This window comes from Pseudomonas sp. BMS12 (genome assembly GCF_001592875.1).
GTDB lineage: Bacteria > Pseudomonadota > Gammaproteobacteria > Pseudomonadales > Pseudomonadaceae > Aquipseudomonas.
In genome coordinates this window covers 244946-262970 of record NZ_LSOF01000005.1, presented here as the reverse complement: position 1 = coordinate 262970, position 18025 = coordinate 244946, and the positions used below count along the sequence as shown (strand labels likewise).

The window sequence follows — 18025 nt, the reverse complement described above, 5'->3', positions numbered from 1 at the left end:
CTTCACTCCAGCTTTCGGGGTGCCGATGGCGCTCCTTATAGCGACAAAGCTTGAGGCGGTAAAAAAGATTTTCTCAATCGAAGGTATTAGCGAATCAATGATTGCTCAATCGTCGGAAGTCTTGGCCTTGTATTCGCACAGATCTTCGATGCGGCAGGCACCACAGCGCGGCTTGCGCGCGGTGCAGACGTAGCGGCCATGCAGGATCAGCCAGTGGTGGGCATCCAGCAGATAGTCCCTGGGCACGAACTTGAGCAGCTTCTTCTCCACCTCCAGCACGTTCTTGCCGGGGGCGATGCCGGTGCGGTTGCTGACGCGGAAGATGTGGGTATCCACCGCCATGGCCAGCTGGCGAAAGGCGGTGTTGAGCACCACATTGGCGGTCTTGCGGCCGACGCCGGGCAGCGCTTCGAGGTCCTCGCGGTTGTCCGGCACTTGGCTGCCGTGCTTCTCGATGAGGATGCGGCAGGCCTCGATGACGTTCTTCGCCTTGCTGTTGTACAGGCCGATGGTCTTGATGTACTCGGACAGGCCCTCGACGCCCAGGGCGTAGATGGCTTCCGGCGTGTTGGCCACCGGAAACAGCTTGGCCGTGGCCTTGTTGACGCTGACGTCGGTGGCTTGGGCGGACAGGGTTACCGCGACCAGCAGCTCGAACGGGTTGGTGTAGGCCAGTTCGGTTTCCGGGTTTGGATTGTCTTCATGCAGGCGGCGGAAGATCTCCAGGCGCTTGGCGGCGTTCATTCGATCACCCCGGTGACCCGCACGCGGCGGCTGACGGCCGGTGCTGCCGGTTCCTCGGCCTTGGCACGCTCGGCCAGGCGCTCATCGATGCGGTTTTTCAGGGCGATCAGCAGGCCCAGCACGAGGAAGGCGCCCGGTGGCAGGATGGCCAACAGGAAGCCCTGGTAGCCAGGGAACAGGGTCAGCTGCCAGTTGGCTGCAATCGGGCCGAACAGCAGCTGCATATTGCTGAACAGCACGCCGGTACCGAGTAGCTCGCGCACCGCACCAATGGCCAGCAGCACGCCGCCGAAGCCGACGCCCATCATCAGGCCGTCGAAACTGGCGTGGGCCACGCTGTTCTTAGCGGCGAAGGCTTCGGCGCGGCCGAGGATCACGCAGTTGGTGGTGATCAGCGGGATGAAGATGCCGAGGATCTGGTACAGCTCGTAGGTGAAGGCCTGCATCAGCAGCTCGATACAGGTGGTCAGCGCGGCGATGATCATGACGAAGGCCGGCAGGCGCACGGCGTCGGTGACCTGGCGACGGATCAGCGCCACGGCGGCGTTGGAGCAGGTCAGCACCACGGCGGTGGCGATGGCCATGCCCAGGGCGTTGACCACCGAGTTGCTCACCCCGAGCAGCGGGCACAGGCCGAGCAGCTGGACCAGGCCGGGGTTGTTCTTCCACAGACCGTTGATGGCGATCTCGCGATAACTAGCCATGGGAGGCCTCCGGGGCCAGCAGCTCGGCCCTGTGCTTGTCGAAGTATTGCAGCGCCTTGTGCACGGCCTTGACCACGGCGCGCGGGGTGATGGTGGCGCCGGCGAACTGGTCGAACTGGCCGCCATCTTTCCTCACTGCCCAGCCAGCTTCATCGGGCTGGGTCAGCGACTTGCCGTCGAAGCCGAGAATCCAGCGGCTCTTGCTCAGGTCGATCTTGTCGCCCAGACCGGGGGTTTCGCGGTGGTGCAGGGCGCGTACGCCGGCCAGGCGGCCGTCGGCGAGGATGCCCACCAGCAGGCGAATCGACCCGCTGTAGCCATCTGGCGCGGTGACCTGCAGGATCACCGCGCTGGGCTTGCCGCCGAGGGTGGCCAGATAGGCGGGGGCCGGGTTTCTGTTGCCGAGCAGCTCGTCCTGCAGCAGGCGGCTGTTGTCGAGCAGATGGTTGTCGTAGCTGCCGGCCGGCAGGATCTGCGCCAGCGCCTGCACCTGGGCTTCGCGCTCGGCGGCGGCGATGCGCGGCGCGGTGCCTTGCTGAATGGCGGCCACCACGCCGACCGTGGCGATGGCGAACAGGCCCAGCACGGTGGCGTTCTTCAGCATGGAGCGGGAGATTTCCGGCAGCACGCTCATTCTCCCAGCTTGAAGCCGCGCTCGGCCTTGCGATGGCCGTAGGTGCGCGGACGGGTGTAGTAGTCGATGGTCGGCGCGGCCAGGTTCATCAGTAGCACGGCGAATGCCACGCCGTCCGGGTAGCCGCCCCAGGCTCGGATGATGTAGACCAGCACGCCGACCCCGGCGCCGAAGATGATCCGCCCCAGGTTGCTGGTAGCGCCGCTGACCGGGTCGGTGACGATGAAGAAGGCACCGAGCATGGTGGCGCCGGTCAGCAGGTGGAACAGCGGCGAACCATGGGAGTCCGAGCCCGAGCCGTTCCAGAACAGCAGGCTCATGACGAACAGGGCGCCGAGCATGCCCGCTGGTGCGTGCCAGCTGATGATTTTCTTGTAGATCAGGAACAGGCCGCCGAGCAGGAAGGCCAGGTTGACCCATTCCACCGCCTTGCCGCCGAAGCTGCCGAAGGCCGGGTTCTGCGCCCAAAGCTCATCGATGGTCAGGCTCTTGTTGATCTTCAGTGCATCCAGGGCCGTGGCCTGGCTCCAGCCATCCGGCAGGGCGGCCAGGCCGAGAATCTGTTGGATGCCCTCGGCGATGCCGACGCTGTGCGGCGTCGGCCAGCTGGTCATAGGAATGGGGAAGGAGATCAGCACCACCACGTAGCCGAGCATGGCCGGGTTGAACGGGTTCTGCCCCAGGCCGCCATAGAGCTGCTTGCCGAAGACGATGGCGAAGCCCACGGCGACCAGGGTCAGCCACCAGGGCGCATAGGGCGGCAAGGCCAGGGCCAGCAGCACGGCGGTGACCAGGGCGCTGCCGTCCTTGAGGAAAAACGCCAGCGGGCGCTTGCGCACGGCCAGGATGGCCGCTTCGCAGGCGATGGCCACCAGGCTGGCCCAGAGCAGGTTGACCAGGGTGCCGACGCCGAACAGCCAGGTCAGCGCCAGCGCACCGGGGGCACAGGCGGCCGCCACCAGCAGCATGACACGCTGGGTCTTGTTGGCGCCCTTGGCGTGGGGCGAGGTGATGCGGGGCAGGGCCATCGGGTCTCCGGAATCAGGCTTGGTGAGCGGCCAGGGCTTGCTCGGCGGTTGCCAGGCGGGCGCGGGCGGCTTCCAGGGTGTCGCTGGCGGCAGCGTCGTCGCGTTCCAGTTTGCGCAGGTCGGCGCGGGCAAAGGCGACTTCGGTCTTCAGCGCCTTGAGCGCGGCGTCAACGCCGGGCTTTTCGGTACGCACCAGGTCTGGGACTGGTTTGCCAGAGGCTGTTTCGGCGGCATGCAGAGCCTGTTCGGCGGCGGACAGGGCCTGGCGTAGGCGCTCCAGCTCGCTTTCTTCTGCACCGGCTTTCTCGGCCTTCTTCAGCTCGGCGCGCTTCATCGCCAGCTCGACCTTGGCCTTTTTCAGTTCGCTATCGTCGGCGGCCTTGGTGGGGGCTGGTGCTGCAGATTGCAGTTGTCCCAGGATCTTTTCGGCCTCGGCCAGCTTGGCGCGGGTCTGCTCCAGCTCGGCCTGCTGTTCGGCGCTGGGCGCTTCGAGCTTTTCCAGCTTGCGCAGCTGGGCCTTGAGCATAGCGGCCTCGATCTTGGCTTTCTTCAGCGCGTCGTCGTTGGCTGGCGCGGCGGCGGAGGGTGCAGGCGCTGCGGACTGCAGCTGTTCCAGGACCTTTTCGGCCTCGGTCAGCTTGGCGCGGGTCTGCTCCAGCTCGGCCTGCTGCTCGGTGCTGGGTGCTTCGAGTTTATCCAGCTTGCGTAGCTGGGCCTTGAGCATGGCGGCTTCGATCTTGGCTTTCTTCAGCGCATCGTCGTTGGCCGGCGCTGCTGCAGCGGAGGCGGGCGCGCTGGCCTGGGCGGCTTCCAGAGCCTTCTGTGCGGCTTCGGCGGCGCTGCGCAGTTCGGCGACCTGGGCCTTGAGTTCGTCGGTGTCGTGCTGGGCCAGCTGCTTCTCGGCCTTCTTCAGCGCGACCTGGGCCATGCTGGCTTCGATCTTCAGGCGCTTGAGCTGCTCGTCGGCGGCGCTCGGCGCTGCACTGGTAGGCGCTGCTGCCGCTGCCTCGGCTTGCGCCGCCTTGGCCTTGGCGGCGCGCTCGGCACGGGCCACACGTTCGGCCTCCTTGCGTTCTTCCTCGCGGCGCAGGCGTTCCTGGCGCAGCTCGAAGCGCTGCTTGGAGTGCTCGGCCTTCTGCTGCTTCTGTTCCAGCTCGCGGATTTCGCCTTTGGCGGCGCGGTAGTACTGCACCAGCGGGATGCTGGAGGGGCAGACATAGGCGCAGGCGCCGCATTCGATGCAGTCGAACAGGTTGTGCGCCTTGAGCTGCTCGTGCTGCTGGCCGAGTGCAAAGAAGTGCAGCTGCTGCGGTAGCAGGCTGGCCGGGCAGGCCTCGGCGCATTCGCCACAACGGATGCAGGGCATGGCCGGTGGCGGTGCCGGCAGCTCGCTGGCGGTGCCGGCCAGCAGGCAGTTGGCGGTCTTGACCAGGGGTACATCGAGCGAGGGCAGGGTGAAGCCCATCATCGGGCCGCCCATGACCAGGCGGTTGAGCTTGCTGCTGTCCAGGCCGGCGAAGGCCAGCAGCTCACCGACCGGAGTACCGAGCAGTGCTTCGACATTGCCCGGTCGTGCCAGGGCTTCGCCGGTCAGGGTGGTGATGCGCGAGATCAGTGGCTTGCCCAGCAGCACTGCGTCGTGGATGGCCACGCAGGTGCCGACGTTCTGGCAGAGCATGCCGATATCCGCCGGCAGGCCGCCGCTGGGCACTTCCACGCCGGTGAGGATCTGGATCAGCTGTTTCTCGCCGCCGGAGGGGTACTTGGTGGGGAACACCTTGAGGGTGTAACTGCGCTCGCGCAGGGCGGCACGCACGGCGGCGATGGCCTCAGGCTTGTTGTCCTCGATACCGATCAGCACTTCGTCCGGCTGGATCAGCTGCACCAGGATGTCGATGCCGGACACCAGTTCGGCGGCGCGCTCGCGCATCAGCACATCGTCGGCGGTGATATAGGGCTCGCACTCGGTGCCGTTGATGATGAGGGTGTGAATCTTCTGCGTCGGTCGCGCGGTGAGCTTGACCGCGGTGGGAAAACCGGCGCCACCGAGGCCGTTGATGCCGGCCTCGCGGATCAGCTTCAGCAGCGCGCTGGACGCCATGTGCCGGTAGTCCGGCTGCGGCGTCAGTTCGGTCCACTGGTCCAGGCCGTCGCTGTCGATCACGATGGCCGGCGCGAGCATGCCGGACACATGCGGGTAGGGCTGCGGGCCGATGAAGCTGACCGTGCCGGAGGTCGGCGCATGCAGCGGCGCGCTGACGAAGCCGATGGCTTCGGCGATCTTCTGGCCCTTGAGAACGCGCTCGCCTAACGCCACACAGGGCTCGGCGGCGGCGCCGATATGCTGACCCAGCGGCAGGATCAGGCGCTTGGGCAGCGGCGCGGGCTGGATCGGCGTGCGGTTGGACAGTTCCTTGCGCTCGGCCGGGTGGATGCCGCCGGGAATGTCCCAGATGCGTTCGTGGGCACTCATGCGGCTTGCTCCCGGTCGCTGGCGATCAGTTGGCCGGGGGCCAGCGGCAGCTGCCACTTCCAGCTCTGCACGTTGCTGCCGACTTCCACCATGTCGATGCAGTCCACCGGGCACGGCTCGACGCACAGGTCGCAACCGGTGCATTCGCTGGCGATCACCGTGTGCATCTGCTTGGCCGCGCCGACGATAGCGTCCACCGGGCAGGCCTGGATGCATTTGGTGCAGCCGATGCATTCGGCTTCGCGGATCACCGCGACCATCTGCGGCTTCTCGCCTTCGACGGCATCCAGCGGCTCCGGCTCGACGTCGAGCAGGTCGGCCAGGGCCTGGATCGTGGCCTCGCCGCCGGGCGGGCACTTGTTGATCTTGTCGCCGCCGGCGATGGCTTCGGCGTAGGGCTTGCAGCCCGGGTAACCGCACTGGCCGCACTGGGTCTGCGGCAGCAGCGCGTTGATCTGTTCGGCGATAGGGTCACCCTCGACCTTGAAGCGCACCGCAGCGAAGCCGAGGATGGCGCCGCCGAGCAGGCACAGGCCGAGAACGGCGAGAACGGCGATCAGCACCAGGCTCATAGCTTGATCAACCCGGCGAAGCCCATAAACGCCAGGGACATCAGCCCGGCGGTGATCATGCCGATGGAGGCGCCCTGGAACGGCTTGGGTACGTCGGCGATGGCGATGCGTTCACGCATGGCGGCAAACAGCACCAGTACCAGGGAGAAGCCCAGGCCAGCGGCGAAACCGTTGGCGGTGGCGGTGATGAAAGTGAACTCGGCCTTGTTGGCGTTGAGCAGGGCCACGCCGAGGACGATACAGTTGGTGGTGATCAGCGGCAGGAAGATGCCCAGCACGCGGTAGAGCAGGGGGCTGGTCTTGTTCACCACCATTTCGGTGAACTGCACGGTGACGGCGATCACCAGGATGAAACTGATGGTGCGCAGGAACTCCAGGCCCAGGGGCTCCAGCACGTATTCCTGCACCAGGTAGCTGCACATGGCAGCCAGGGTGAGGACGAAGGTGGTGGCCAGCGACAGGCCGATGGCCGTCTCGATCTTCTTCGACACGCCCATGAAGGGGCACAGGCCGAGGAACTGCACCAGCACGAAATTGTTGACCAGGATGGCGCTGACCATGATCAAGGCGAGTTCGGTCATCGGAGCTACCGTGGTGGCGGAAAGGCCGTAGAAAAAGGGCGCCTATTATCGGGAACGCGCCCACAGCAAACAAGCTGGCCGCAGGAAAAGGCTAGCCTGTTGCGCCGGGTTTAGCGTGGTCGCTGAGTGAGGCGCCGCCAGAGCCCGCGTAGTAGCAAGGCCAAGGGGAACAGCAGGATCAGGAATGGCAGGCCATAACCGATGAACTCAAGCACTGCGACGCAGCCTTCGGTGAAGTTGTCCAGCAGGTTGCCGGCAGCTTCGCCGATCTGCCCCATGCGCGAGCGCTGGTAGCGACTGGAGAAGTTCAGAGTCAGCAGGTTGGTATCCAGGCGGCGCTGCTGCTGGGCGGCCTGCTGGTCCAGGGCCTGCAGTTGCACTTCGACGGCGGCCAGCTCTCTGGCCAGGGCCAGCAGGTCGGAAACGCTCAGGTCCGTGCGTTGCTGGTATTGCTGCAGCGTCTGTTGCTGGCGCAGTAGTTGCTCGCGCTGCTGACGGTTGTCGGCCACGGCTTGAGCCAGGTCCTCGGCGCGGGTAAAGCGCCGCACTTGTTCGCCACCTTCGGCAGCAAAGGCGCTGATCTTCTCGACGCCCGCGGGGACGATGCGCAAGGTCAGTTCGCCGCTGGGGTACTGGCCGGAGCTTTGCTCGGCGCCGATCAGGCTGCACGCACCGAAGCGTTCTTCCAGGCAGGCCTGGCGGGTGGCGGTCAGGCGCTCGGCAATCCGCTCGGCTGGCAGCTCGATACCGACACTGTGTTCGTAGGCCAGATAACTGCCGGGCTTGTTTTGCTCACCCTGTATGGCAGCACCGTACTCCTCGCCGCCCTTGTCGGAGCAGCCGGCCAGGGCCAGCAGCAAAACCAGCAGCCATCTGTTCATTGCAGCATCCTTGCTTGCCGGGGTTATTTGACGCGCTGACCCGGCTTGGCGCCGCTGTCCGGGCTGAGCAGGTAGATTTCCTCGCCGCCCGGGCCGGCGGCCAGGACCATGCCTTCACTGATGCCGAACTTCATCTTGCGCGGGGCCAGGTTGGCCACGTACAGGGTCAGGCGGCCTTCCAGCTTGCTCGGGTCCGGGTAGGCGGACTTGATGCCGGAGAACACGTTGCGCTTCTCGTCGCCGATATCCAGCGACAGGCGCAGTAGCTTGTCGGCACCCTCGACGAATTCGCACTTCTCGATCAGGGCAATGCGCAGGTCGACCGCCGCAAAGGCGTCGAAGTTGATCTCGGTGGCCAGTGGCTCCTTGGTCAGTTCGCCATTGCCAGCTGGCTTGGTGGCTTCGGCGGCGAGGTCTTCCTTGGAGGCTTCGGTCATGGCTTCGATCTTCGCGGGTTCGATACGGGTCAGCAGCGGGTTGAACGGGTTCAGCTGGTGGTTGGCCAGCGGCGTGGCCAGGTCGGCCCAGGTCAGCGGGGCGACGTTGAGGAAGGCCTCGGCGTCGGCGGCCAGTTTCGGCAGCACCGGCTTGAGCATGATCACCAGCTGGCGGAACAGGTTGACGCCCAGGGCGCAGATTTCCTGCACCTCGGCCTGCTTGCCCTCGACCTTGTTCAGCGCCCACGGCGCCTTGTCGGCGATCCAGGCGTTGGCGCGGTCGGCCAGGGCCATGATCTCGCGCATGGCGCGGGAGAAGTCGCGGGCTTCATAGGCGTCGGCGATGCTCGGCGCGGCGGCCTGGAAGGCGGCCCACAGTTCCGGCTCTGGGTTCGCGTCTACGAGAACCCCAGCGTTGCCCTTGTGGATGAAGCCGGCGCAGCGGCTGGCGATGTTGACCACCTTGCCGACCAGGTCCGAGTTGACCTTCTGCACGAAGTCTTCGAGGTTCAGGTCCAGGTCGTCCACGCCACGGCCCAGCTTGCTGGCGTAGTAGTAGCGCAGGTATTCCGGGTTCAGGTGATCCAGGTAGGTACGTGCCTTGACGAAGGTGCCGCGCGACTTGGACATCTTCTGGCCGTTGACGGTCAGGTAGCCGTGCACGTTGACCGCGGTAGGCTTGCGGTAACCGGCGCCTTCGAGCATGGCCGGCCAGAACAGGGCGTGGAAGTTGACGATGTCCTTGCCGATGAAGTGGTACAGCTCGGCGGTCGATTCCTTGTTCCAGAATGCGTCGAAGTCCAGCTCCGATCGCTTGCTGCAGAGGTTCTTGAAGCTGGCCATGTAGCCGATCGGGGCGTCCAGCCAGACGTAGAAGTATTTGCCGGGTTCGTCCGGGATCTCGAAACCGAAGTAGGGTGCGTCGCGTGAGATGTCCCACTCCTGCAGGCCGCCATCCAGCCACTCGGCGATCTTGTTGGCCACGGCGTCCTGCAGGGTGCCGCTGCGGGTCCAGCTCTTCAGCATGGCCTCGAAGTCGGGCAGCTTGAAGAAGAAGTGCTTGGAGTCCTTGAGCACCGGCACGGCACCGGAGATGGCCGAGCGCGGGTTCTTCAGCTCGGTGGGCGCGTAGGTGGCACCGCACTTCTCGCAGTTGTCGCCGTACTGATCCTCGGTGCCGCACTTGGGGCAGGTACCTTTGATGAAGCGATCGGCGAGGAACATGCCCTTCTCGGGGTCGAAGTATTGGGTCACCGAACGGGTGGCGATGTGTCCGGCGTCGCGCAGCTTGAGGTAGATGGCGGCAGACAGCTCGCGGTTCTCTTCCGAGTGGGTCGAGTGGTAATTGTCGAAATCGACGCCGAAGTCGGCGAAGTCGGCCATATGCTCGGCGCGCACGCCGTCGATCAGCTGTTCGGAGGTGATCCCCTCTTTCTCGGCGCGCAGCATGATGGCCGAGCCATGGGCGTCGTCGGCGCAGACGTAGATGGCCTGGTGGCCGCGCAGCTTCTGGAAACGCACCCACATGTCGGTCTGGATGTATTCGAGCATGTGGCCCAGGTGAATGGAGCCGTTGGCGTAGGGCAGGGCGCTGGTAACGAGAATCTTGCGGGCTTCGGACATGGGGATCGGGCCATCGGGTGTTTCGAAGGAAGTCGGCCACTATATAGGCGCGGCGGTTTTTTTTCATCCGCGACGGCTGCGCAGCGGGGTAAGATGCCGGCCTGTTTTACCCAGCCTTTCGGAGTTGCCCCATGAGCGCCGTCACCCGTGAAGCGGTCGAAGCCCGCCTGCGTCAGTTCACCGACCCGCATCTGAATCAGGACCCGGTCAGCGCCGGCTGCCTGCGCGAGATCGATATCCAGGGCGGCAAGGTCGCCGTGCGCCTGGAGCTGGGTTATGCCGCCGATCTGTTCAAGAGTGGCTGGGCACAGATGCTGCAGATGGCCCTTGAGGGGCTGGACGGCGTGGAGTCGGCGAAGGTGCAGGTGGACGTGGCCATCGAACCGCACAAGGCGCAGGAGCAAGTACCGGCACTGGCCAACGTGAAGAACATCATCGCCGTGGCCTCCGGCAAGGGCGGCGTGGGCAAGTCCACCACCGCCGCCAACCTGGCCCTGGCCCTGGCCCGTGAAGGCGCGCGGGTCGGCATCCTCGATGCGGATATCTATGGCCCCAGCCAGGGCATCATGTTCGGCATCGCCGAAGGTACCCGGCCCAAGGTGCGTGACCAGAAGTTCTTCGTGCCGCTGGAGGCCCATGGCGTGCAGGTCATGTCCATGGCCTTCCTCACCGATGACAGCACCCCGGTGGTGTGGCGCGGGCCTATGGTCTCAGGCGCGCTGCTGCAGCTGGTGACCCAGACCGCCTGGGACGATCTCGATTATCTGGTGATCGACATGCCGCCGGGCACCGGTGACATCCAGCTGACCCTGGCGCAGAAAGTGCCGGTGGCCGGCAGTGTCATCGTCACCACCCCGCAGGACCTGGCTCTGCTGGATGCCAAGAAGGGCGTGGAGATGTTCCGCAAGGTCAACATTCCGGTACTCGGAGTGGTGGAGAACATGGCGGTGCATATCTGCAGCAACTGCGGCCATAGCGAGCATCTGTTCGGCGAGGGCGGTGGCGAGAAGCTGGCCGCCCAGTATGGCGTCGACCTGCTGGCCTCGCTGCCGTTGTCGATGGCGATCCGCATGCAGGCCGATGGCGGCAAACCGACCGTGGTGGCCGATACCGAAAGCCAGTTGGCGATGATCTATCAAGAGATGGCGCGCTGTGTGGGTGCGCGTATCTCCCAGGCCGGACTCGGCGCACAGGCCATGCCGACCATCGAGACCAGTGACGACTGACCTTACCGGACCGGGTGGGGGCCTTTGAACCAGGGCCACCTCCCGGTAAGATGCGCGATCAATTTTCAACCACCAGCTTCAGGACGCCCGCCATGAGCATCAAATCGGACAAGTGGATTCGCCGCATGGCCCAGGAACACGGGATGATCGAGCCCTTCGTCGAGCGCCAGGTGCGCACCGAAGGCGCCGAGCGCCTGATTTCCTACGGGGTTTCCAGCTACGGCTACGACGTGCGCTGCGCCGACGAATTCAAGGTGTTCACCAACATCCATTCGGCCACCGTCGATCCGAAGAACTTCGATGAGAAGAGCTTTGTCGACGTCAAAGGCCCGGTGTGCATCATTCCGCCGAACTCCTTCGCCCTGGCCCGTACCGTCGAGTATTTCCGCATCCCGCGTGATGTGCTGACCATCTGCCTCGGCAAGAGCACTTACGCGCGCTGCGGCATCATCGTCAACGTCACGCCGCTGGAGCCGGAGTGGGAAGGCCACGTGACCCTGGAGTTTTCCAACACCACCACCCTGCCGGCAAAGATCTACGCCAACGAGGGCGTGGCGCAGATGCTGTTCCTGCAGTCGGATGAGGCCTGCGAAACCTCCTACGCGGACCGTGGCGGCAAGTACCAGGGTCAGACCGGTGTAACCCTGCCGAAGACCTGATTGCCGCTGAGCACTGAAAAAACCGAGCTGATGCTCGGTTTTTTCGTTTTACCCCCGCATGAAACTGCCGGATGCGTTGCGCTTTAGTTCAATTCGGGGATGTGGCCCGCAGCTGCTGGGCATATTGCTTGAGCACGTCACCGAGTGCGGCCGTCATCGCCGCGGTGGAGAGGCCGAACATGAGGATGCCATTGGCGGCCTCCACGGCGCTGAGCAGTTGCCGCGGCGCAGATAGCACCAGGTCGCCATAACCCAGGGTGGCAAAGGTCACGCCGGAGAAGTACAGCGCCTGGGCAAAGGTCTCGAATTCGCCGAGCGTCACGAACAGCAAGGCCCACACGGCCATCTGCAGGAAGTTGCCGAACAGCATGAGCAGCATCACCAGGCTCAGGATCAGGATGGTGCTGCCAGGGGTTGGCTGCGTCAGATTCTGCCGGTAGTCGACATAGCGACGTAGACAGAGCGCTATGAGCACAGCCTGCAGCAGCAGGCACAGGATGGCTATGGGCAGGCCGATGATCAGGTTCAGGAGCATGCTGGAGTTCCTTGTGCGGAGGGGGACACACGCCGGTCGAGCAGGTACACCGCCGCGCAGGCATAGAGGGTGACAAGCAGGAACAGGCCCATGCGGACGGCGAAGGCACTGTAGACATCCTTGCCGGCGGCGCTGTCCTGCACCGACTGGCCGAGCAGGATGATCAGGGTGGCGCAGGTATTGAGCCAGAAGCCTGGGCTCAGCTTGTTGGGCGCCAACAGGTAGAGCCGTCGCGCCAGCAGCAGCGCGAACAGCACCATCAGCAGGAAGAACAGCCATAGCTGTGGGCAAATGCTGAGGATGCCCCAGAAAGCGATGGCCAGGGCGCCACCAAGCAGGGTCGAACCGAGCAGTTCGCGCCCGGCATTGCGTGCGCTGACGCCGCAGACCTGCTGCCCCAGGCTGGCGGATTTCATCACCAGCGGCATGTAGCTGGCCGGGTTGATCAGCGCCAGCAGCCAGGCCGGCAGCACGACCAGCATGGCGCGCAGGGCTATCCAGTTGGCCTGTGCCAGGGGCGAGGGTGCGGCTGGCTTGGCCGGCGGCAGGCCGGCCGGTTCGGGGAACAGCCAGTGGCTGACGGCCACGCACAGGGTGGTCATGAACACGGCCTTGATCAGTCCTTCGATTACCAACTGTCCCAGTGCCATGGAGGTCGTGCCGGCCGCGGTGATCATGGTCAGGCCGACCACCATCAGATTGCTCAGCAGGGCGTTGCCGCCGCGTAGCCCATAGCGGAAGCAGAAGAACAGGCCGAGGGCGACCAGCAGGACGCCGGCGAAGGCTTGATGATTCAACAGCGGGCTCAGCAACAGACCGCTGCCGGTGGTCAGCGCCACGACCAGGGCCAGGGCCAGGCCGGCCTTGAGGCTGAGTGGCTGGTTGCGCAGCACCAGGACAAACAGCACCAACATGGGCGTGAGAAAGGGAATCGGCAGGGCCAGGCCGAAGCCCAGGGCCGTGCCGCAGGCCACGCCGAAGGCCAGGCGCAGGGCGCGGCGGGGGCGAGGGTCGATAGGCGTGCTCATGCTCAGTAGGCGAACGATAGCCAGCTCATCACGCGCAGGAAGGCGCGGCCGAGCAGGTTGAGCGGGTTGCCTTCGGTGGGGAAGGCCATGACCTCGGCCTGGCCGCCGACGCGCAGGCCCTGATAGTTCTCCAGTTCGCCGGGCTCGAACTCCACCACTACTGGGAAGCGCTGGGCGGCGCGCAGCCAGTCACGACTGTTCTCCACCGTCGGCAGGCTGCCGGGCGGCGTGCCCTGGCCGACGCTGATACCGTAGCCGATGCTGCGTACCTTACCGCGGTAGACGTGGCCGGGGCGCGCGTCGAGGACGATGGATACCGGCGTGCCGGGTTGCAGGTGACCGAGGTTGTTCTCGGTCATCTCGGCGTTGATCCACAGGTCGCTGAGGGCTATCAGCGTCAGTTGCGGGCTGCCGGCACCGGCGAACTGGCCGGCCTCGATGCGCAGGTCGGTGACCAGGCCGGCGGAGGCGGCGCGTACCTGGGTCTTGGTCAGGTCCAGCTCGGCTTTCTCCAGGGCCGCAGCAGCACTGCGCAGGCGCGCGTTGTCTTCCCCGCTGCCGCCCTCGGTCTCGCGCGCCTGCTCGACCTGAGCCTCGGCGGCGGCGACCTGGGCGCTGGCCTGGGTCAGGCTGGCGCGCGAGACCTCCAGACGGCGCAGGGAAATGGTGCCGGGGTCTTCGCGATACAGGCGTTCTAGGCGATCGCGGTCCTGCCGCGCCTTGAGTTCGCCGGCTCGGGCGGCACGCAGGTTGGCCAGCGCCGAATCGATGGCGGCGCTACTGGCGCCGACCTGGCCGCGCATGTTCTCCAGCTCGGCGCGGGCCTTGGCCACGGCGATCTCGTAGGGCTCCTGGTCCAGCTCGAACAGCACCTGGCCAGCTTCGACCATCTGGTTGTTGCCGACCCGTACCTGGGTTACCCGGCCGGCCACTTCCGGCGCCACCGCCACCACATAGGCCTGCACCCGCGCCTGCTGGGTGTAGGGGGTGAAGCGGTCGGCCAGCAGGTACCAGAGCAGGCTAAGGACGATCAGCACGAGCACGATGCGCACGCCCAGGCGGCTGGGGTCGGACTGTTCGGCCTGGTCATTCATTGACGGGTGTCTCCGCTTGGTCAGTGTCGTCGAGCAGCTCGCCCCAGTCGGTGCGCTTGCGCATCTGCTCGCGGGTATCCGGGTCGAGCAGTGGGCGGGCACTGTTCCAGCCGCCGCCCAGGGCTCGGTAGAGGTCGATCAGGCTGCTGACGGCTGCGCTGCGCGCTACCAGATAGCCGTCCTGCTGGGCGAACAGGGCGCGCTGGGCGTCCAGCACGCGCTGGAAGTCGGAATAGCCTTCGCGGTACTGGGCGCTGGCCAGGGTCAGTGAGCGTTCCGCCGAGTAGGCGGCTTCGCGCAGGATGCGTTCGCGTTCGAGGGCATTGAGCAGGCCGGTGGCGGCATCGTCGGCCTCGCGGGCGGCCTGGTGCACGCGGTCGCGGTAGGCCTCGATCAACTGTTGCAGGCGGGCGTCCTGCACGCGCACGTTGTTGCGCAGGCGGCCGTGGTCGAACAGGTTCCATGTCAGGCTCGGGCCTCCGCCCATGCTGAGAGTGTCCGAGCTGCCGTCCTGGCTGCTGGCCGACCAGCCGATGCTGCCGAGCAGGCTGATCGAGGGGTAGAGGTCGGTTTCCGCCACGCCGATCAGCGCGGACTGGGCGGCGACCTGCAGCTCGGCGGCGCGCACGTCGGGGCGGCGCAGCAGCAGGGTGGCCGGTACGTCGTCGATCAGCGCCTGGTCGACCAGCGGGATCAGGCCGGTCTGCGCCTTCAGTTCGGTCAGGGCGCCAGGCGGCAGGCCGAGTAGTACGGCAATGGCATTGCGGGTCTGCGCGACCTGGGTTTCGAACTCGGGAATGCTGCTGAGCGTGCCCAGGTACTGCGTCTTGGCCTGTTGCAGGTCGAGCTCGGCGCTGTTGCCGCTCTTGAACAGCCGTTCGGTGATCTGCAGGCTGCGCCGCTGCCGCTTGGCGTTGTCACGGGCAATACGCAGGCGCGCCTCGGCCGTGCGTAGGCTGAAGTAGCTCTGCGCGACCTGGGCGCGCAGCAGCACCAGAGCATCCTGGTAGTTGGCGTGGGCGGCGAAGTAGACGGCGTCGGCGGATTCGATGGCGCGGGCATAACGGCCCCAGAAGTCCAGCTCCCAGCCGATGTCGAAGCCGGCGCCGTACTGCCAGGTGCTGAGATCCTGCGGGTTGTCGCCGCCGTACTGGTTGCGATCCAGGTACAGCGCGTCGGCGCTGGCCTGTTGCACCTGCGGGTAGCGCCCGCTGCGGGCGATGCCGAGCTGGGCACGGGCTTCGAGAATGCGCAGGGCGGCGATGCGCAGGCTGGGGTTGCCGGCATCGGCCAGCTCGATCAGGTGGTTGAGCACCGGGTCGTCGAACAACGTCCACCACTGGCGATTGTCGGCCTGCTGCCGGGCACTGGCGTCGTTCAGCGCCGTGCTCTGCCAGTGCTCGATCCAGTCCTGGCGCGGCGATTGGAAGTCCGGTCCCAGGCGCACGCAGCCGCCAAGGGCGGCTGCGGCCAGCAGCATCCAGGCCGGGTGGTATTCAGGCCTCATCCTGTGGCTTGGGCTGTGCATCGGCCGGTTGCTGGTCGACCCACTGCCAGAACAGCTTGTAGCCGACGGCCAGCAGCACCGGGCCGATGAACAGGCCTATGATGCCGCCAACCACCATGCCGCCCAGGGCGCCGATCAGGATCACCGGCATCGGCACATCCACACCGCGGCCGAGCAGCAGTGGTTTGAGCACGTTGTCCGCCAGGCCGGCGACGAAGGTGTAGATGGCGAAAATGATCACGGCCAGGCTGGCGCCATCGGCGAAGAACACATAGGCGATCACGGGCAGGGTGATCAGGGTGGCGGGCAGTTGCATGATGCCGATGATCAGCACCCCCAGGGCCAGCAGGCCGGCGCCCGGCACACCCTTGACGATGAAGCCGGCACCGATCAGCAGCATCTGGATGAAGGCGATGCCGATCACGCCCTGGGCAACGGCGCGAATGGTGGCGGTGCACAGGGTGACTATGTCGTTGCCTTGCCCTTCGGCGGCGACCCGGTTGGCGATGCGCAGGGCGCTGGCATGGCCGGTTTTGCCATAGGCCATGATGATCCCGGCGATGATCAGTGCGCCGATGAAGACCAGCAGGCCGACGCTGGCTCCGGCCAGCTTGCTCAGCAGCCCCAGCGCGGCACCCTTGAGATGCGGTGCCGCCTGTTGCAGGGCGCTGCTCACATCGGCAGCGGTCTGGGCCCAGAACGCGTACAGCGGTTTGCCGATCAGTGGCCAGTCACCCACGCTGGCCGGTGGCGCGGGGATATGCACGCCATCCTCCTTGACCACGGCGATGACGCTCTGCACCGACTCGGTCAGCGAGGCGCCGAGCAGGTAGGCGGGGATCAGCAAGATCGCCACGGCGATTACGACCATCAGGGTGGCCGCCCGTCCTTCACCGCCGCCAACGCGGGCCTTGAGCATGCCGTGCAACGGATAGAGGGTCACGGCGAGGATCAGCGCCCAGGCCATCAGGCTGAGAAAGGGGTGAAAAACCTCATAGCAGGCCACGACCAGGGTGGCGATGAGTCCCGCGCGAATCAGGGTGTCGAGCAGCGTGCGGGGGATACGGGGGTCGATTGGTGTGAGATTGGACATGAGGGGTTCCTTTCCTGAGTCTGCTGGGAGCAGCCCCACTCACTAGATGGGCCACGCCAGTCAGCGTAGCCGGCTCCACCCGACTGCGCTGCGGCCCTCTGTCATGTCTGTTTCCCCGGATTCAGCCGATATGCCTCTTGCGGCCGGAAATTCGCCGATGTGGATTCTTCCTGCGTGACGGGCTCTACCCTTATGTGTTCGACACGGAGGATTGCATCATGGCTTCGTTATGGCCCGTGGTCGGGCCGCATCTTGCGGTTCATGGCGGCGGTATTCCCCATCAACCCGACCCTGACACCCCGGAGGTGCCCGAAGAGCCGGGTGAACCGACTCTTCCCGATCAGCCGCCGCCCAGCCCTGCAGGGCATTGAGCCGTTACGGCACCAGCGGCAGCTCACGCTTGTGGCGGGTGTTGTCGTAGGTGCGCACTATGGTCGCGTAGGCCGCCTCGCTGACCGCCTCGCCGTGCAGGAAGGCGTCGATCTCGGCGTAGCTGACGCCATGGGCTTCCTCGTCCGGCTTGCCGGGGCGCAGCTCTTCCAGGTCTGCGGTCGGCGTCTTCAGCACCAGGTGCTGCGGCGCGCCCAGGTGTTTGGCGATGGCGCGCACTTGGCCCTTGACCAGACCGGACAGCGGGGCCAGGTCGCAGGCGCCGTCGCCGAACTTGGTGAAGAAGCCCATCACCGCCTCGGCGGCGTGGTCGGTGCCGATCACCAGGCCGTTGTTGGCGTTGGCAATGGCGAACTGGGCGACCATGCGGATGCGCGCCTTGATATTGCCGACCACGAAGTCGCGGCGGGCATCGGTCAGCTTCTGCAGGTGGGTGACCTGCTCGCCGAGGCCGCTGACGCTGCCGGCGATATTGACGGTGTCCTCCTCGTCGGCGCGGATGAATTTCAGCGAGTCCTGGGCATCGTGCTCGTCGTGCTGGCTGTTGTGCGGCAGGCGCACGGCGATGAAACGGTAGGCGTCATCGCCGGTTTCGGCGCGCAGTTCCTCGACCGAGAGCTGGGCCAGGCGCCCGGCGGTCAGCGAGTCGACGCCGCCGCTGATGCCCAGTACCAGCACTTTCAGCCCGGAATTCTGCAGCGTGTTCTTGATGAAGGCCTTGCGCTTGTCGATCTGCGCGATCAGGGCGGCTTCGTCGGCGAAAGGGGGCACCACGTCCAGCGCGGCGGCGATTTCAGCTTGGCGGTTGCTCATGTC

The 18025-nt window shown here is 65.8% G+C and carries 17 protein-coding genes; 2 read left to right on the top strand and 15 right to left on the bottom strand.

Annotated elements, in window-relative coordinates; genetic code table 11:
• Positions 1 to 105: 105 nt before the first annotated feature.
• The 9 genes from nth to metG form a co-directional block, all read right to left on the bottom strand.
• Positions 106 to 744 carry an endonuclease III gene (nth, locus tag AYB31_RS04620; protein ID WP_068826246.1) on the bottom strand — a complete coding sequence of 213 codons (639 nt, stop codon included), beginning with the start codon at positions 742 to 744 and terminating at the stop codon, positions 106 to 108.
• A complete protein-coding gene (locus AYB31_RS04615) occupies positions 741 to 1448 on the bottom strand; it encodes an electron transport complex subunit E (protein WP_068826244.1) in 708 nt (235 codons plus the stop codon). Before AYB31_RS04615 ends, nth begins: the two co-directional genes overlap by 4 nt.
• Positions 1441 to 2076, bottom strand: a complete 636-nt coding sequence (gene rsxG / locus AYB31_RS04610; protein ID WP_177332278.1) for an electron transport complex subunit RsxG — start codon at positions 2074 to 2076, stop codon at positions 1441 to 1443. Before rsxG ends, AYB31_RS04615 begins: the two co-directional genes overlap by 8 nt.
• 2 nt (positions 2077 to 2078) lie before the next feature.
• Positions 2079 to 3110 (bottom strand): RnfABCDGE type electron transport complex subunit D, encoded by a 1032-nt coding sequence (locus AYB31_RS04605; protein ID WP_068826241.1) that lies wholly within the window; start codon positions 3108 to 3110, stop codon positions 2079 to 2081.
• 13 nt (positions 3111 to 3123) lie between these two features.
• Positions 3124 to 5583 (bottom strand): electron transport complex subunit RsxC, encoded by a 2460-nt coding sequence (gene rsxC / locus AYB31_RS04600; RefSeq protein ID WP_068826240.1) that lies wholly within the window; start codon positions 5581 to 5583, stop codon positions 3124 to 3126.
• Positions 5580 to 6155 carry an electron transport complex subunit RsxB gene (rsxB, locus tag AYB31_RS04595; protein WP_068826238.1) on the bottom strand — a complete coding sequence of 192 codons (576 nt, stop codon included), beginning with the start codon at positions 6153 to 6155 and terminating at the stop codon, positions 5580 to 5582. The genes rsxC and rsxB overlap by 4 nt, the downstream gene beginning before the upstream one ends.
• Positions 6152 to 6736: an electron transport complex subunit RsxA gene (gene rsxA / locus AYB31_RS04590; protein WP_068826236.1), complete on the bottom strand. Its 585-nt coding sequence runs from the start codon at positions 6734 to 6736 to the stop codon at positions 6152 to 6154. Before rsxA ends, rsxB begins: the two co-directional genes overlap by 4 nt.
• 110 nt (positions 6737 to 6846) lie before the next feature.
• Positions 6847 to 7617 (bottom strand): DUF4349 domain-containing protein, encoded by a 771-nt coding sequence (locus AYB31_RS04585; protein WP_068826234.1) that lies wholly within the window; start codon positions 7615 to 7617, stop codon positions 6847 to 6849.
• A gap of 23 nt (positions 7618 to 7640) precedes the next feature.
• The gene (gene metG / locus AYB31_RS04580) at positions 7641 to 9677 is read right to left on the bottom strand and encodes a methionine--tRNA ligase (protein WP_068826232.1); all 2037 of its coding nucleotides are present in this window, start codon (positions 9675 to 9677) and stop codon (positions 7641 to 7643) included.
• Positions 9678 to 9808: 131 nt separating this feature from the next.
• On the opposite strand from metG, the gene apbC reads away from it, so the two are divergent.
• Positions 9809 to 10903 (top strand): iron-sulfur cluster carrier protein ApbC, encoded by a 1095-nt coding sequence (gene apbC, locus AYB31_RS04575; RefSeq protein WP_068826230.1) that lies wholly within the window; start codon positions 9809 to 9811, stop codon positions 10901 to 10903.
• Positions 10904 to 10995: 92 nt separating this feature from the next.
• Positions 10996 to 11562 (top strand): dCTP deaminase, encoded by a 567-nt coding sequence (dcd, locus tag AYB31_RS04570; RefSeq protein WP_068826228.1) that lies wholly within the window; start codon positions 10996 to 10998, stop codon positions 11560 to 11562.
• A gap of 88 nt (positions 11563 to 11650) precedes the next feature.
• On the opposite strand, the gene AYB31_RS04565 is transcribed toward dcd, so the two are convergent.
• The 6 genes from AYB31_RS04565 to nadE all read right to left on the bottom strand — a co-directional run bounded on the left by AYB31_RS04565 (position 11651) and on the right by nadE (position 18022).
• The gene (locus AYB31_RS04565) at positions 11651 to 12097 is read right to left on the bottom strand and encodes a potassium channel family protein (RefSeq protein ID WP_068826226.1); all 447 of its coding nucleotides are present in this window, start codon (positions 12095 to 12097) and stop codon (positions 11651 to 11653) included.
• The gene (locus tag AYB31_RS04560) at positions 12088 to 13125 is read right to left on the bottom strand and encodes a DUF2955 domain-containing protein (RefSeq protein WP_068826223.1); all 1038 of its coding nucleotides are present in this window, start codon (positions 13123 to 13125) and stop codon (positions 12088 to 12090) included. Before AYB31_RS04560 ends, AYB31_RS04565 begins: the two co-directional genes overlap by 10 nt.
• Before the next feature lie 2 nt (positions 13126 to 13127).
• Positions 13128 to 14219, bottom strand: coding sequence for an HlyD family secretion protein (locus AYB31_RS04555; RefSeq protein WP_068826221.1), 1092 nt, complete (start codon positions 14217 to 14219; stop codon positions 13128 to 13130).
• A complete protein-coding gene (locus AYB31_RS04550) occupies positions 14212 to 15726 on the bottom strand; it encodes an efflux transporter outer membrane subunit (RefSeq protein ID WP_068826219.1) in 1515 nt (504 codons plus the stop codon). Before AYB31_RS04550 ends, AYB31_RS04555 begins: the two co-directional genes overlap by 8 nt.
• Positions 15716 to 16819, bottom strand: coding sequence for an AI-2E family transporter (locus AYB31_RS04545; protein WP_068826217.1), 1104 nt, complete (start codon positions 16817 to 16819; stop codon positions 15716 to 15718). Before AYB31_RS04545 ends, AYB31_RS04550 begins: the two co-directional genes overlap by 11 nt.
• Positions 16820 to 17194: 375 nt before the next feature.
• A complete protein-coding gene (gene nadE / locus AYB31_RS04540) occupies positions 17195 to 18022 on the bottom strand; it encodes an ammonia-dependent NAD(+) synthetase (RefSeq protein WP_068826215.1) in 828 nt (275 codons plus the stop codon).
• Positions 18023 to 18025: the final 3 nt, after the last annotated feature.